The organism is Halosolutus sp. DAT137, from assembly GCF_059736405.1.
Map to the genome: position 1 here is coordinate 326,297 of NZ_JCAQID010000008.1, position 13,863 is coordinate 340,159.

13 protein-coding genes are annotated in these 13,863 nt (G+C 62.3%); 6 read left to right on the forward strand and 7 right to left on the reverse strand.

Annotated elements, in window-relative coordinates; all coding sequences use genetic code 11:
• Positions 1 to 57: 57 nt before the first annotated feature.
• Positions 58 to 2,322, reverse strand: a complete 2,265-nt coding sequence (locus tag AC6I6L_RS14740) for a CDC48 family AAA ATPase (protein WP_497918520.1) — start codon at positions 2,320 to 2,322, stop codon at positions 58 to 60.
• Entirely contained in the window at positions 2,319 to 2,618 is a 300-nt protein-coding gene (locus AC6I6L_RS14745; RefSeq protein ID WP_497918521.1) for an Hsp20/alpha crystallin family protein, read from the reverse strand. The genes AC6I6L_RS14740 and AC6I6L_RS14745 overlap by 4 nt, the downstream gene beginning before the upstream one ends.
• 262 nt (positions 2,619 to 2,880) lie before the next feature.
• Here AC6I6L_RS14745 and AC6I6L_RS14750 point away from each other — a divergent pair, with 262 nt between their 5' ends.
• From AC6I6L_RS14750 to AC6I6L_RS14760, 3 genes are all read left to right on the forward strand, one after another.
• Complete coding sequence (locus tag AC6I6L_RS14750) at positions 2,881 to 4,047, forward strand: ABC transporter ATP-binding protein (RefSeq protein ID WP_497918522.1); 1,167 nt, start codon at positions 2,881 to 2,883, stop codon at positions 4,045 to 4,047.
• On the forward strand, positions 4,044 to 4,856 hold the full coding sequence (locus AC6I6L_RS14755; protein WP_497918523.1) for an ABC transporter permease: 813 nt from the start codon (positions 4,044 to 4,046) through the stop codon (positions 4,854 to 4,856). The genes AC6I6L_RS14750 and AC6I6L_RS14755 overlap by 4 nt, the downstream gene beginning before the upstream one ends.
• Before the next feature lie 190 nt (positions 4,857 to 5,046).
• Entirely contained in the window at positions 5,047 to 5,823 is a 777-nt protein-coding gene (locus AC6I6L_RS14760) for an alpha/beta fold hydrolase (protein ID WP_497918524.1), read from the forward strand.
• Positions 5,824 to 5,957: 134 nt separating this feature from the next.
• On the opposite strand, the gene panB is transcribed toward AC6I6L_RS14760, so the two are convergent.
• Entirely contained in the window at positions 5,958 to 6,770 is an 813-nt protein-coding gene (gene panB, locus AC6I6L_RS14765) for a 3-methyl-2-oxobutanoate hydroxymethyltransferase (RefSeq protein WP_497918525.1), read from the reverse strand.
• A 130-nt stretch (positions 6,771 to 6,900) separates the two neighbouring features.
• On the opposite strand from panB, the gene AC6I6L_RS14770 reads away from it, so the two are divergent.
• The gene (locus AC6I6L_RS14770) at positions 6,901 to 7,137 is read left to right on the forward strand and encodes a DUF5822 domain-containing protein (RefSeq protein ID WP_497918526.1); all 237 of its coding nucleotides are present in this window, start codon (positions 6,901 to 6,903) and stop codon (positions 7,135 to 7,137) included.
• Positions 7,138 to 7,169: 32 nt separating this feature from the next.
• Here the strand turns inward: AC6I6L_RS14770 and AC6I6L_RS14775 are convergent, their stop codons facing one another.
• On the reverse strand, positions 7,170 to 7,709 hold the full coding sequence (locus AC6I6L_RS14775) for an HAD family hydrolase (RefSeq protein ID WP_497918527.1): 540 nt from the start codon (positions 7,707 to 7,709) through the stop codon (positions 7,170 to 7,172).
• Positions 7,710 to 7,827: 118 nt separating this feature from the next.
• Positions 7,828 to 9,003 (reverse strand): acyl-CoA dehydrogenase family protein, encoded by a 1,176-nt coding sequence (locus AC6I6L_RS14780; RefSeq protein ID WP_497918528.1) that lies wholly within the window; start codon positions 9,001 to 9,003, stop codon positions 7,828 to 7,830.
• A 241-nt stretch (positions 9,004 to 9,244) separates the two neighbouring features.
• Between AC6I6L_RS14780 and AC6I6L_RS14785 the strand changes: the two genes are divergently transcribed.
• Positions 9,245 to 10,354: a hypothetical protein gene (locus AC6I6L_RS14785; RefSeq protein ID WP_497918529.1), complete on the forward strand. Its 1,110-nt coding sequence runs from the start codon at positions 9,245 to 9,247 to the stop codon at positions 10,352 to 10,354.
• Positions 10,355 to 10,432: 78 nt separating this feature from the next.
• On the opposite strand, the gene AC6I6L_RS14790 is transcribed toward AC6I6L_RS14785, so the two are convergent.
• Positions 10,433 to 11,743 (reverse strand): HAD family hydrolase, encoded by a 1,311-nt coding sequence (locus AC6I6L_RS14790; RefSeq protein ID WP_497918530.1) that lies wholly within the window; start codon positions 11,741 to 11,743, stop codon positions 10,433 to 10,435.
• Positions 11,744 to 11,927: 184 nt separating this feature from the next.
• Between AC6I6L_RS14790 and gfcR the strand changes: the two genes are divergently transcribed.
• A complete protein-coding gene (gene gfcR, locus AC6I6L_RS14795; RefSeq protein WP_497918531.1) occupies positions 11,928 to 12,584 on the forward strand; it encodes a transcriptional regulator GfcR in 657 nt (218 codons plus the stop codon).
• A 257-nt stretch (positions 12,585 to 12,841) separates the two neighbouring features.
• Here the strand turns inward: gfcR and AC6I6L_RS14800 are convergent, their stop codons facing one another.
• Positions 12,842 to 13,804 (reverse strand): transcription initiation factor IIB, encoded by a 963-nt coding sequence (locus AC6I6L_RS14800; protein ID WP_006108914.1) that lies wholly within the window; start codon positions 13,802 to 13,804, stop codon positions 12,842 to 12,844.
• Between the last annotated feature and the right edge of the window lie 59 nt (positions 13,805 to 13,863).

A 13,863-nucleotide genomic window follows, 5' to 3' on the forward strand; every position in this document is an offset into this window, starting at 1 on the left:
GTTGAACGCCGAACACGCGGTTGAACGTCCACCGCGTCGGCCAACGTTACAGTCGGGTTACTGGAAGGTCCGACCGAGTTGGTTTTCTTCCTGGGCCGGTTCGGCCGAGTCGAACTGTTCTTCGATCTCCGCGTACCGATCGCGGGTCTCGGGAGTCACGCTCGGGCCGACTTCCTCGAGGGCGTGCTCGAAGTGGCTCTTGCTGATGCGGACGTTCCCGATCGTGTCCGCCATCTCCTCGGGGTCGACCGAGGTGATGAACTCGCGGCTGGCGGCCATCGAGGCTTCGCGGCAGACGGCTTCGATATCCGCGCCGACGTAGCCTTCGGTTTCGCTCGCCAGCCACTCGAGGTCGACCGACTCCGCCAGCGGCTTGTTGCGGGTGTGGACCTCGAAGATCTTCTTGCGGCCCTCCTCGTCCGGAACGGGGACGTGAACGTGACGGTCCAGCCGTCCGGGACGGAGCAGCGCCGAGTCGATCAGGTCGGGGCGGTTGGTCGTCGCGATGACGACGACGTCCTCGAGTTCCTCGAGTCCGTCGAGTTCGGTCAGCAGCTGGCTGACGACGCGTTCGCCGACGCCGGAGTCACCCTGACGCTGGCCGCGTTCGCCCGCGATCGAGTCGATCTCGTCGAAGAAGATCACGGTCGGTGCGTTCGACCGCGCCTTCTCGAAGACCTCCCGAACCCCTTTCTCGGACTCGCCAACGTACTTGTTCAGCAGTTCGGGGCCCTTGATCGAGATGAAGTTCGACTGGGCCTCGTTGGCGACGGCTTTCGCGAGCAGGGTCTTCCCGGTGCCCGGCGGGCCGTACATGAGGACGCCCTTGGCGGCCTCCATGTCCATAGCTTCGAACACTTCGGGGTAGTCGAGTGGCCACTGGATCGTCTCGCGGAGGCGCTCTTTGGTGTCGCCGAGTCCGCCCACGTCGTTCCAGGTGACGTCGGGGACTTCGACGAAGACCTCTCGCATCGCGGAGGGCTGGATGCCTTTCAACGCGTCTTTGAAGTCACGTTCGGTGACCTGCAGCGATTCGAGCACGTCGGCGTCGATCTCCTCGCTCTCGAGGTCGAGTTCCGGCCGGATGCGACGCAGCGCGTTCATCGCGCTCTCGCGGGCCAGCGACTCGAGGTCGGCTCCGACGAAGCCGTGGGTATTCTCCGCGTACTGATCGAGATCGATAGATTCCGTCAGGGGCATCCCACGAGTGTGGACCTGCAGGATCTCCTTGCGGCCGTCCTTGTCCGGGACGCCGATCTCGATCTCGCGATCGAACCGCCCGCCGCGGCGAAGCGCGGGATCGATGTCGTCGATCCGGTTGGTCGCCGCGATGACGGTGACGCGACCGCGCTCTTCGAGTCCGTCCATCAGCGAGAGCAGCTGGGCGACGACCCGGCGTTCGACGTCGCCGCCGGCGTCTTCGCGCTTTGCCGCGATCGAGTCGAGTTCGTCGATGAAGATGATCGCGGGCGCGTTCTCTTCTGCCTCCTCGAAGACCTCGCGGAGTTGCTCTTCGCTTTCGCCATAGTATTTCGACATGATCTCCGGACCGGAGATCGTCTCGAAGTGGGCGTCGATTTCGCTGGCGACGGCTTTGGCCATCAGGGTCTTCCCCGTCCCCGGCGGGCCGTGTAAGAGGACGCCCTTCGGCGGTTCGATGCCGAGTTGCTGGAACAGCTCGGGGTGGCGCATCGGCAGTTCGATCATCTCGCGAACCTGGTCGAGTTCGTCGTCCAGGCCGCCGATGTCCTCGTAGGTGACGTTCGGGACGCCCTCTGCGGAGGGACCGCGACCGGACGTGACCTGTTCGGCCGGCGTCTCGGAGATCTCGATGTTCGTCGAGTCCGTAATGACGACGGTGCCCGACGGCGAGGTGCTCGCGATCTTCAGGGGGACCGACTGGCCAGAGCTGGCCATCGGGCCGAACGAGAGCGAGAACGGAACGGTCTGGCCCTCGGTGACGGCCTGGCCGGAAAGCTTGTCGCGGACGAGCGGTCCGATGTCACCGCGAATGCGAAGGTTCTGCGGGAGCGCCACGGTGACCGATTTCGCGGGGTTGACGTCCGCGGGCTCGATCGTCACGCGGTCGTCGATCCCGACATCGGCCTCCTGTCGAAGCCGGCCGTCGATTCGGATGATTCCGCGCCCTTCGTCCTCGGGATAGCCGGGCCAGACGCGCGCAACGGTCTGGCCATCACTTTTCCCTTCGATGAGGATGTAGTCGCCGTTCTCGAGATCGAGCTCTCGCATCGAGACCCGATCGATCGCCGCCAGTCCGCGGCCTGCGTCCTTCTGTTTCAGTGGTTTGACAGTGAGTTTCATTGGTGGCTCTCCAGTTCGACAGTGAGCACCCCGTTTTTCATAAACGTGTGCGCGTCGTCTACATCAGCCGGGAGTTCGAATTCGTACTGTGCATCCGCCTCAGGCGACGATTCGTTCGTCCGATCGCCGGAACGCTCGCCTGCGTCCCCGATCACGACGATAACGGTATCGTCGACTAGATCGACGGTCGCGTCGGCTCCGGCCGCGCCGAAGTCAACGACGATCATCGCCTCGTCTTCGTACTCGTACGTCCGGGCAATCTGCCCGTCGTTGCGAGTGAATTGTTCGAGTGTCATTTTTTGACTAACCCAAGGTAAGCACCAAAAGTATATAAATCTTTCGGTGATAAACCCATAGACTGCAGTTGAATTTGGTAAAGAGCGTTGTTCGCAGTTCACACCAGTTTAAGCGGTCTGCGACGCGTTCGACGGGATGCCGTCGGCGTGGACAGGTACAGAACGATCGGTCTCTGCTCGCGGCTGGATCAGACTCCCGTCGGTGACACGGATTCTCGTGGGTGGCTCGGGCTTTTGTAGCTGGCACACCTGAGTGTCGAGTGTGACCGTGGGAGAGAACAGCGAGTTGGCCTCCGGGGAGGACACCGGTGGCCCGACCGGCGGGATGGCAACCGCGGGCGCTTCTGATGGACCGGGACTCGGTCGGTACCGACCCGTTACCGACGACCGAACACAGGCCGATCGTCGAGAGAATCGCGACAACGAGCCGGCAGCGACGGATGGTCAGATCGCTGTCGCCGTCGAAGGACTGTCCAAACGCTTCGGGAATGGAGTCGAGGCGATTACGGCGGTCGACGACGTGACATTCGACATCAAATCCGGCTCGATCGTCGGACTACTCGGTCCCAACGGTGCGGGGAAAACGACCCTGATCAAGTCGATTCTCGGGATGGTCCTCCCCGACAGCGGAACGGTCCGAATTCGGGGGATCGACGTCTATGACGACCCGCGCCGGGCCTACACCCACGTCGACGCGATGTTGGAAGGCGCGCGAAACGACTACTGGCGGTTGACCGTCCGGGAAAACCTCCGGTACTTTACGACCATCAGCGGCATCGATCCGGATTCGGTGAGCGGTCGCCACGACCGACTACTCACACAGCTCGGACTCGCAGAGAAGGCCGACGTTCCGGTACGCGAGCTATCGCGCGGGATGAAACAGAAGGTGTCCCTGGCCAGCGTCATCGCCGGCGGGGCGACGGTGGTCTTTCTCGACGAACCGACGCTGGGGCTGGACGTCGAGAGTTCGCGCACGCTCCAGCGGGAGTTGCGCCGCCTCGTCGAAGAGGAGGACCTCACCGTCGTTCTGAGCAGCCACAATATGGACGTCGTCGAGACGGTGTGCGATCGCGTCCTCATCATGTCCGACGGCTCGATCATCGCGGACGACACCGTCGATGCCCTTCTGTCCCGGAGCGATCGACACTCAGTTCGGATTACGAGTAGCGACCTTACCCCGGAAATCGTCTCAGCGCTTCGGAATCGATTCGAGACGATCGAGGTCGAGCGACGCGATCGGGGTGTGCGAATCGAGGTGACGACGGACAGCGACGGTGTGTACGACCTGATGGCGCGACTCCACGCTGCAGGCGTCACTCTCGATGGCCTCCGCACCGTCGAACCCGACCTCGAAGACGTGTTCGTTGGCCTGACGACGCCCGACGAGGGACCGATGACCGTCCGCGAGACCCACTGGGAGGACCGATGACCGCACGCGGGACCGACCCTGTCGAGACGCCACGACCGGCGGGCTACTACCTACTCTCGAAAGCCGTACTCTACCGCGAGTTCCTGCTTTTCGTTCGCTATCCCGCCAACGCGATCGGCGGCATCATCGTCGCGCTGTTCTTTTTCGGCGTGCTCTTTTACGGCGGGCAGATGGTCGCCGGGCAGGCCCTGACCGGCTCGATCGAGGGGATCATCGTCGGCTACTTCCTCTGGACGCTCTCGGTCGGCGCGTACTCGTCTATCTCCAACGACATCGGGAGCGAGGTCCAGTGGGGTACCCTCGAACGCCACGTGATGACGCCGTTCGGATTCGCCCCGGTCGTGCTCCTCAAAGGCGTCGCGAAGATCGTCCGGACGTTCCTCACGTCGACGATCGTGCTGGTGGTCATGATCATCCTTACCGGAACGACGCTGGCACTGAATCTGCTCACCGTCGTCGCCATCGCAACGCTCAGTATCGTCTCGGTACTCGGGCTCGGCCTGGCAGCCGGCGGCATCACCGTCCTCTACAAACAGATCGGCAACTGGCTCAACCTCCTGCAGTTCGGGTTCATCGTGCTGGTTTCCGCACCGGCGTTCGACCTCGGATGGATGCGATTTCTTCCGCTAGCCCACGGTAGTGCCCTCCTCCAGCGCGCGATGGTCGACGGAATCCGGCTCTGGGAGTTCGCGCCGATCGAACTGGGGCTGTTGATCGCCGTCGCCGGGGGATACCTTGCGGCGGGCTACGCAGTATTCCAGTACTCGACCCGACGAGCACGGCGTCTTGGGGTTCTTGGCGATTACTGACGACACGTGGGACTGATACGGATTAGTGCCCGTAGGTACCGCCGAACGGCGAACCGTATTGGCCAATCGGCGGTAATTAATGACACTAATCCGTATGACACGCCCCATACGGTCGCGCTGGTGATGATAGCTGCGACGAAGCACTCGTGCGAATCGAGTATTTATAGGTATCCCCGCCGTTCAGAGACGTATGGAGACGGTTTCGCATCACGGTCGGGAGACGGCCTACGACGTGACGGATCGCGGCGGCGACGGACCGCCAGTTTGTTATATTCACGGCAGCGGCGGCTCTCGGACGGTCTGGAGTCAACAGCGATCGCTGGCCGGTCGCGCGCCGGTCGTCCGGGTCGACCTGAGCGGCCACGGCGATTCGGACGACATCGACGCCGGTTCGGGGTACGTTGCCCTCTCTGCGTACGCAGACGACGTTATCGCCGTTGCCGAGGCCACGGGCGCAGGAGTTCTCGTCGGGAACTCGCTGGGCGGTGCGGTTGTCATGCATACGTTGCTCGAACGGGATTTCGAGCCCGAAGCGATCGTCCTCACCGCGACGGGGGCTCGACTCGGCGTTCTCGAGGACCTGCTCGTGTGGCTCGAGGAGGATTTCGATCGCGCGGTCGAATTTCTCCACGGTCCCGATCGGCTCTTTCACGATCCCGGACCGGAGATTCGCGAGCGATCGATCGAACAACTGCACGAGTGCGGACAGTCGGTGACTCGCCGGGACTTTCTGACCTGCCACGAGTTCGACGTTCGCGATCGAGTGGGCGAAATCGACGTACCGACGCTCGCGATCTACGGCGAATACGACCAGTTGACGCCACCGTGGTTCCACGAGTACCTCGCCGACGAGATCGAGGGTGCTGAACTCGCCGAGGTCGAAGACGCGGCCCATCTTGCGATGATCGAACAGCCCGAGGCGTTCAACGCAGCGCTCGTGGACTTTCTCGACTCGATCGACGACTGACTGGAGCGACCGCACCTACGCCTTTGGGCCGCTTCCCGTTTTCGGACCACTTTCGGATTCCGGGCCGCCTCCCGGTTCCGGGCCGCTTCCCGGTTCCATGTCGCTCTCTGTCAGCCAGCGCTCAGTGGCCGGCCTCAGTAGAACTCCTCGAGATCCTGCTGTTCGTGACTGTGTTCGTCCGCGGGGAACGCGCCCGATTCGACGGCCGAGACGTACTCGTCGATCGCGCGTTCCATCTCCTCGCGAACCGCGCCGAACTGCTTCGAGAACGAGGGAGACCACTCGCTCAGCCCCACCGCGTCGTTTAACACGAGCACCTGTCCGTCACAGTCCGGGCCGGCACCGATCCCGATCGTCGGAATGTTCAATGCGTCGGTGACCTCCGCGGCGAGGTTTGCTGGGACGTGTTCGAGCACGAGCGAGAACGCGCCGGCCTCTTCGTGAGCGCGTGCGAGGTCGAGAATCCGCTCTGCGGCCTTCTGATCGGTCCCTTGCCGGGGGTAGCCGCCGTACTGGTTGACGTGCTGGGGCGTCAGTCCGAGGTGGGCCATCACCGGAATTCCCAGCTGGACCATCCGTTCGGTGAGGTCGACGGTGTGAGGACCGCTTTCGAGTTTGACTGCGTGGGCACCCTCGTCTTTGAGCATCCGGCCAGCGTTCTCGATGCTGTCTTTCTCGTCAACCCCGAACGAGAGGAAGGGCATATCCGCGACGACCAGCGCGTCTTCGGTCTCTCGGGAGACGGCTCCGACGTGGTGGGCTATGCCGTCGACCGACACCGGAAGCGTCGTCTCGTAGCCAAGCGTCGCGTTCCCGACGCTATCGCCGACGAGGATGACATCGACGCCCGCGTTGTCGACGATCGCCGCGGAGGGGGCGTCGTACGCCGTGAGCATCGTGATCGGTTCCTCGCCGGTTTTGGCCTGCAGATCGCGTACCGTCGGCATACCCGACCGTTGGCGTCCGGGCGTTAAATGTCTCCGCTCTCGATCGACGGTCGGACGATCGGCTACAGAGCGCCGACAGCCGCGGTGGCGAAACGGCGGGCTTAATACGACTCCCTCGCGACCGTCAGGTGTGCCAGAACCCGTCGAAACCACCGATCCCGAAGGGATCGACTACGGTTGGGTGATGCAGGTCACGTTCATCACCACGATTCTCGTGGGGGCCCCGATCGTCGCCTTGCTCTCCGTTCCCGCTGACCTGCCGACGTGGAGTTCGCGTGCGGAGTTCGCGGTTCGGGTCGGTGCGGTCGTCTGGCTGCTGGTCGGTCTCGTCGTCTTCGCGTACGCAAAACGAACCCAGAGTGAGTGAGTCCGACAAAGGTAGTGTTTTCTGACCCCGTCTCAGAGACCTAATTCTTCGTCCCAGACGTACTCGAAGGGGACGCCCGCTCGATCGGCCGTCTGTTCGTCCGTTTGCGAGTCGCCGACGAACACCGCTCGATCGGGCGCGACGTCGAGTTCGTCGACGGCTTCGAGCAGCGGTTCCGGATGTGGTTTGTGATTGCGGACCGTATCCCGGCCGACGATGACGTCGACGGCGTCTGCGAGACCGTGTTCTGCGAGTGCGACGCGACACGCGGCCTCGCAGTTGAGCGAACAGACCGCGATCGGGCCGTCGCGCTCGAGCAGGTCGTCCGCGTGGGGTAATCGACGCGACCGTCGGGCACCCGCGCGTTCGTGGGCAGCGATCGCAGCCTCGACGTCGGCGGCGATGTCCTGGCCGTCCGCACCCCCGAGCAGTCCCCAGAGCCCATCGCCGGGCGGATCGATATCTGCGCGCTCGTAGACGGCCCGAACGTCCCGCTCGACGATCGCCCAGTCGACGTCGAGATGAACGAGCGTTCCGTCGAGATCGTAGATGACAGCGTCGTAATCGCTCACGAGTCGTGATACGGGTGGGTGAAGAATAGTGACTTCGGTCGTCTTTCTCGTCTTCGGTTTGAGGCGGATGTGCAGAGAGTCCCCCGTCTCACACCGGCAGCGCAGAGAGTCACCCGTCTCACTCCAGCAATTCGCGGGCGATCACGGTCTTTTGAATTTCGGTCGTGCCCTCGTAAATCTCGGTAATCTTTGCGTCCCGGTAGAGCCGTTCGACGTCCGTCTCGGTGACGTAGCCGTACCCACCGTGGATCTGGACCGCCTCGTTCGTGACGAACATCGCCGTCTCGCTGGCGGAGTATTTCGCCATGCTCGCCTCGAGTGCAGCGCCCCCTTCGGCCCGCGTCTTGGCGGCTTCGCGGGTCAACAGCCTGGCGGCCGACGTTCTGGTCGCCATTTCGGCAAGTTTGTGCCGGATCGACTGGATGTCAGCGATCGGGCCACCGAACTGTTCGCGCTCCTGGCTGTAGGCGAGTGCCTCGTCGAGTGCACACTGTGCCAGTCCGACCGACTGGGCGGCGATCGCAATCCGGCCGCCGGTGAGAATCTCGAACGCCGCCGACAACCCGTTTCCTTCCTCGGTCAGACGAAATTCCGCGGGGATTCGGACATCGTCGAACGTCAGACTCGTGGTGTCGCTCGCGCGAAGGCCGAGTTTGTCTTCTTTCTCACCGACGGTCAGTCCGTCTACGTCTCCGGGGACGAGAAACTGAGTCACCGTCGACGGATCGTCCCGGTCCGTCTTCGCGAACAGGATGTAGACGCCTGCCCGATCGCCGTTCGTAATCCACTGCTTCTCGCCGTTGATGACGTACTCGTCGCCGTCTTCGGCGGCAACGGTTTCCGGCGAGTCGGCGTCAGTCTCCGCTGCGGAGCGTCGGCGCGCTTCCGTCGACATTGCGGCCGGGTTCGATCCCGCGTGGGGTTCCGAGAGCGCGAAGGCCCCGATCGGTCGTCCCGCAGCCATCTCGGGGAGCCACCGCGCTTTCAGGTCTTCGCTGGCGAACGTCGCGATGCACGACGTGGCGAGCGAGTGGACCGACAGTGCCGTTGCGACCGCGAGCATCCCGTAGGCTACCTCCTCGTTGACCACGGCGGCAGTGACCGGATCGGCATCGTACCCGCCGTACTCCTCGGGGACCGTCAGTCCCGTCAGGTCCAGTTTGGCGAGTCCGTCCCAGACGTCTTCGGGAAACGTCCCGGTTCGATCAGCTTCGAGCGCAGTCGGACGAATCTCCTCACGGGCGAACTCGCGAACCGCGTCGCGAACTGCCGCGCGTTCCTCCGTACGATCCATACCTGCCGATACGCAGCGGGCGCACAAATACGTCGAGTCGGTCGACCGCAACTCGCCTACCGGCTCGCTAGCGTGATCGCCGGTCTTCCGGCATCGCGATCGCCGGGAATTGGCGATGCGTCTGGAGGTTTGCGCTCCCGTGAGTCCGTCCGTGCCCCGAAACCGGTAGGATAGCGATACGTACATTTTCTCCTGTAATTCCAGAGAGCTTATGTAATCGCGCTGTAATCGTCTGAACCAGATGAAAGAGATTTCACGACGCGAGGCGCTCCGAAACGGAAGCGCCGGCCTCTTTGCGGTCGGTGCTGCTGGACTTGCAGGTTGTACGGCGAGTATTCCGGGGATGGGGGAGGAGTACGATAGTGTCTCAGTCTCGAACTGGCTCGTCGAACCATCGTTCGGCGAGATTTTTCAGGAAGCCCAGTGGCGAGAAAACCACTTCGCAAGCCCATCTCTCGACAGTCAAGAAATTAGGCAGCGAGAGTACAGGTTCACGCAAACCGACCCGATACTCGACCACGAAGAGGAACTCGGCGGTCTCGACTCGCTGTCGCTCGGGAGCAGGATGCGCGACAAAATCAGCGTGCCCGCAACCGAGACGAACTGGCATCTCAGCCAGACGATCGAGTGGGAAATCGAGTACACCGTCGAAGAAGAAACGTGGGACGGGCAGACCCAGGAGTACGAGGAGTCGAACTCCATCAGCGTGACCGTCGACGTTATCAGTGGTGGATTCGATACCGAACGCGTCGAAGACAGTCTCGAGCGTTGGATCGACGACAACGAACCGGTAGACGACGGTCAGGGGCTCTCTTCTGAGGGTGAATACGAAGGATACGACCTGTACCAGTACGAATCCCAGAACGAGTCGTTTGCCGTCAACAACAATCACGTCATTCAGGTGAGCGGTCCGACCCCTATCGCCGCCGTAGACGCGGTCGAACGGGCGATCGACGCCCGGTGGAACGGAGAAAACCGGTGGGAAGAAAACGAGGACGCCGAAACGCTGTTGAATCGATCCAGCACCGGCCACCTTGCCTACGGCACCCTGTTTCAACCGCGAGAGGTGGACGAGGATGTCGAGATGCCTTCATCCGGTAGCGGTCTCGAGGACTACCAAAACGGACTCATGGGATCGTCGATCTCGTACGAATTGAACGGGGAAGAAACTGACCTCCGTCAGGCCTTCCTCTACGAGAACGAGCGAAACGCGGACGCCGATACGCTCCGCGAGTACGTCGATGCAAACCGGGACATCGGCGACGAGTGGGCGACGCTTGGAAGCTTTTCGATCACCGACGACGGCCGCGTCCTGATCCTCACGGGGACCCAGCGGACCCGATCGTTCTGAACGCGAAACGGAGATTCGTCGGCGGGTCGTCTCGACCGACCCACTTCGATCACCGGAAACACAGTATACCGATTCGTATCACTCCAATCGAGCGAGTCGATTGAGCGCGTAGATCGTTTGCAACACGTCGACGCTCTTTCCTTGATCGAAGACGAGTTCGTCCGTTTCGAGGACGTGATCGAGCGTATCGCGGGAGGCGTGTTCCGGCGCGGCCGCGATTCCGGCGTCGTTCTCGTCGACCCACCGCATGACCCGCAGGTCGCTCTTCGAGTCGCCCATGACGAGTGCGAACGGGTCTTCGATGCCGAGCACGTCGAGCGCCCGTTCGACGCCGACGACCTTGTTGAGTTCGAGACTGCCGATTTCTGCAGCGTCAGCCTCGTAGTAAGCGACGTCGATCCGCTCGAGAACGTCGACGAGCGAGTCCGGAACCGCATCCACGTCGATATCCGGATAGGCACCCTCTCCTTCGAGAACGGCTCTGATCTCCGGGTCCTGGGCCGCATAGAACGCGCGGGTCCAGTCCCGGACGCGTTCGCCCTCGATCTCGGCAGCACCGTTTTCGGCCACGTCGTCGGGGTCGTCGTCCTCGTCGGACGCTTGCCCGTCGATTCCGATCGCCGTCGCGACGGCGTCCGCGAGCAGATCGATTTCGTAAACGAGGGCTTCGTCGATCACCGCCCGCGCCTGCGAGGACCCGGTTTCGTAGTTCGGCTTCATGGTGATATTGAACTCGTTGCCCTGCAAGTGGCATCCACGGCGGAGGTTCTCCGGCGCTTCCGGCAGGATACGGCTGCGTACGTCGTCGAAGACGTCGCGGATTTCGTCGTCTAAGTCCTCGTAGAGGAGTTGCTTCGTCTCCGCGCCGTGGCCCGGCGTGAACACGCCCGTCCCCGCCTCGTAGACGATCGAGAGATCACCCGAATGGACGATTTCGCTGCCCAGGCCCTGAATCGCGAATCCCTTGACGTTCTCCAAAGTCTGGCCCGTACAGATGACGATCGGGACGCCCTGTTCGTAAAACTCCGTCAGGACGTGGAGCGTGTCACGGGGAATCTCGTTGTCAGTCCCGCCGGCCGACCGGAGCGTCTCGTCGACGTCGAGGACGAGCACGTTCACCGCGCGCCCGTACTTCGCCTGCAAATCGAGTGCGGTAAACGCCTGGTCGCGCGTTGCCCGCGAGGCGACTTCGGCGAACGTCTCGCCGGCCGCAAAGTCCGATCGAATCTCGTTTTTCCGCGCTTCGAGTTCGTCGTTTGCCTCCTGCCAGTGGTCGAGTGCGACCCGGGAATCGACGGCCGGGAACACGTCGACGAACTCCTGGTACTCCTGTAGCGTCTTCGTATCGTACTCGTCGTAGAGCCGGTAGACGAGATCGTATCGTTCCATGTCTCCTACAGGTGTCGGCAGTGGGATAATCGTTTCCAGTTATCGAAACCGGAGAGCGATGCACGCAGTCGCGCCAGGGTGATCGATCGAGCCACCTCGTACCACGAAGATCGATCGAGTATGAACCGTGGGAACTGACGACAACCTCGTAGCATTGATAAAAGCGGCCCGCGAACGCGAAGCTATGAAAAACGTTGACGACCTCATCGAGAGCGCGGCAGACCTCGCTGCCCGCGGCCTCTCGAAAGGTGAGATCGCAGACGAACTGAACGTCTCCCGAGAAACGGCGAGCTGGCTCGTCGAGCGAAGCGGCGCAACGGCACAGTCGACCGACCAGCGCGCGGCGGAGGGGAGCGAAGCCGCCCCGAGCGGTCCACAGGACATCCACGTCGACTGGTCGGCGATCGGTCGGGATAGCAAGCGGATGGGTGCGATCGCATCGGCGATGGCCGATCTGCTCGCTAAACACGGCGAAGACGTCGATCTGACCATCGGGATCGAGAAAGCCGGCGGGCCGATCGCGACGCTCGTCGCGAGCGAACTCGAGACGGATCTCGGGACCTACACGCCCGCGAAACACCAGTGGGAGGAAGGCGACATCGAGGACCTCGGCGGCACCTTTTCACGAAATTTCGCCGGCATCCGCGATCGGGAGTGTTACGTCGTCGACGACACGATTACGAGCGGTACGACGATGCGTGAAACGATCGAGGCGATCCGTGCAAAAGGCGGTGAACCGCTGGCCTGCGTCGTGCTGGCGGACAAGCAGGGTGTCGAAGAACTCAACGGCGTTCCCGTCTACTCGCTGTTGCAGGTTATCAGTGTGGGCAAAGACGAGTAGGACTCGAACCGTTGTTGCTCGCCTGTTATTCACAGCAGCTACCTCACGGTACCGATAGTTACGGCCGGACGTTGCAGTGACCGATCTCCCCTCTTCCTGAAACACAGCGGCCGTCATCCGTACACGACCACGCTGTCTCTTGCTCTCGACCAACAGCGAGAGAGCGACGGCCACGCGACACGATCGGTTGCACGAAGCAGTGCCGGCGCTGGTCGGAGTGGTTCGACGTCGAAAACGGAGTTCGCGGAGACGGACCGTTAGCCGTGGATTCCCATCGCTTCGATCTGTTCTTGATACCGGTTCCGGATCGTCACCTCGGTCACCTGTGCGACGTCTGCGACTTCGCGCTGGGTCTTTTTCTCGTTACAGAGCAGCGACGCAGCGTAGATCGCGGCTGCAGCGTAACCGGTCGGTGACTTGCCCGAGAGAAGCCCTTCCTCGGCCGTTTTCTCGATAATTTCGTTGGCCTTGGTCTGGACTTCTTCGGAGAGTTCGAGTTCGGAGCAAAAGCGCGGGACGTACTTTTTCGGATCGACGGGGCGCATCTCGAGACCGAGTTCCTGGGAAATGTATCGATAGGTGCGGCCGATCTCTTTCCGCTCGACCCGGGACACCTCCGAAATTTCTTCGAGGCTGCGGGGGATCCCTTCTTTCCGGCAGGCGGCATAGAGCGCCGACGTTGCGACGCCCTCGATCGATCGGCCGCGGATGAGATCTTCTTTCAGCGCGCGTCGGTAGATCACCGACGCGACTTCACGAACCGATCGCGGGACGCCCAGTGCTGAGGCCATCCGATCGATTTCGCTGAGGGCGAACTGCAGGTTGCGTTCGCCGGCGTCTTTCGTTCGGATGCGTTCTTGCCACTTGCGCAGTCGGTGCATCTGACTGCGCTTTTTCGAGGAAATAGATCTGCCGTAGGCGTCTTTGTCTTTCCAGTCGATCGTCGTCGTCAATCCCTTGTCGTGCATCGTCTGGGTCGTCGGCGCGCCGACGCGGGACTTCTCCTGTCGTTCCTGGTGGTTGAACGCCCGCCACTCAGGACCGGGATCGATCTTTTCTTCCTCCACGACGAGCCCACAGTCTTCGCAGATGAGCTCACCCCTGTCGGAGTCCTTTACGAGATTGTCCGATTCACACTCGGGGCAGGCACGTACCCCCTCCTGATCCTCGGTCTCGTCCGTCTCACGCGTTCGCTCCCGCTGGCGGGTGGACCGTGTCATCGCACTTTTATAGTAGTATCACCAAAGTATATAAATCCTTGGACTGGATTTTCGGTCAC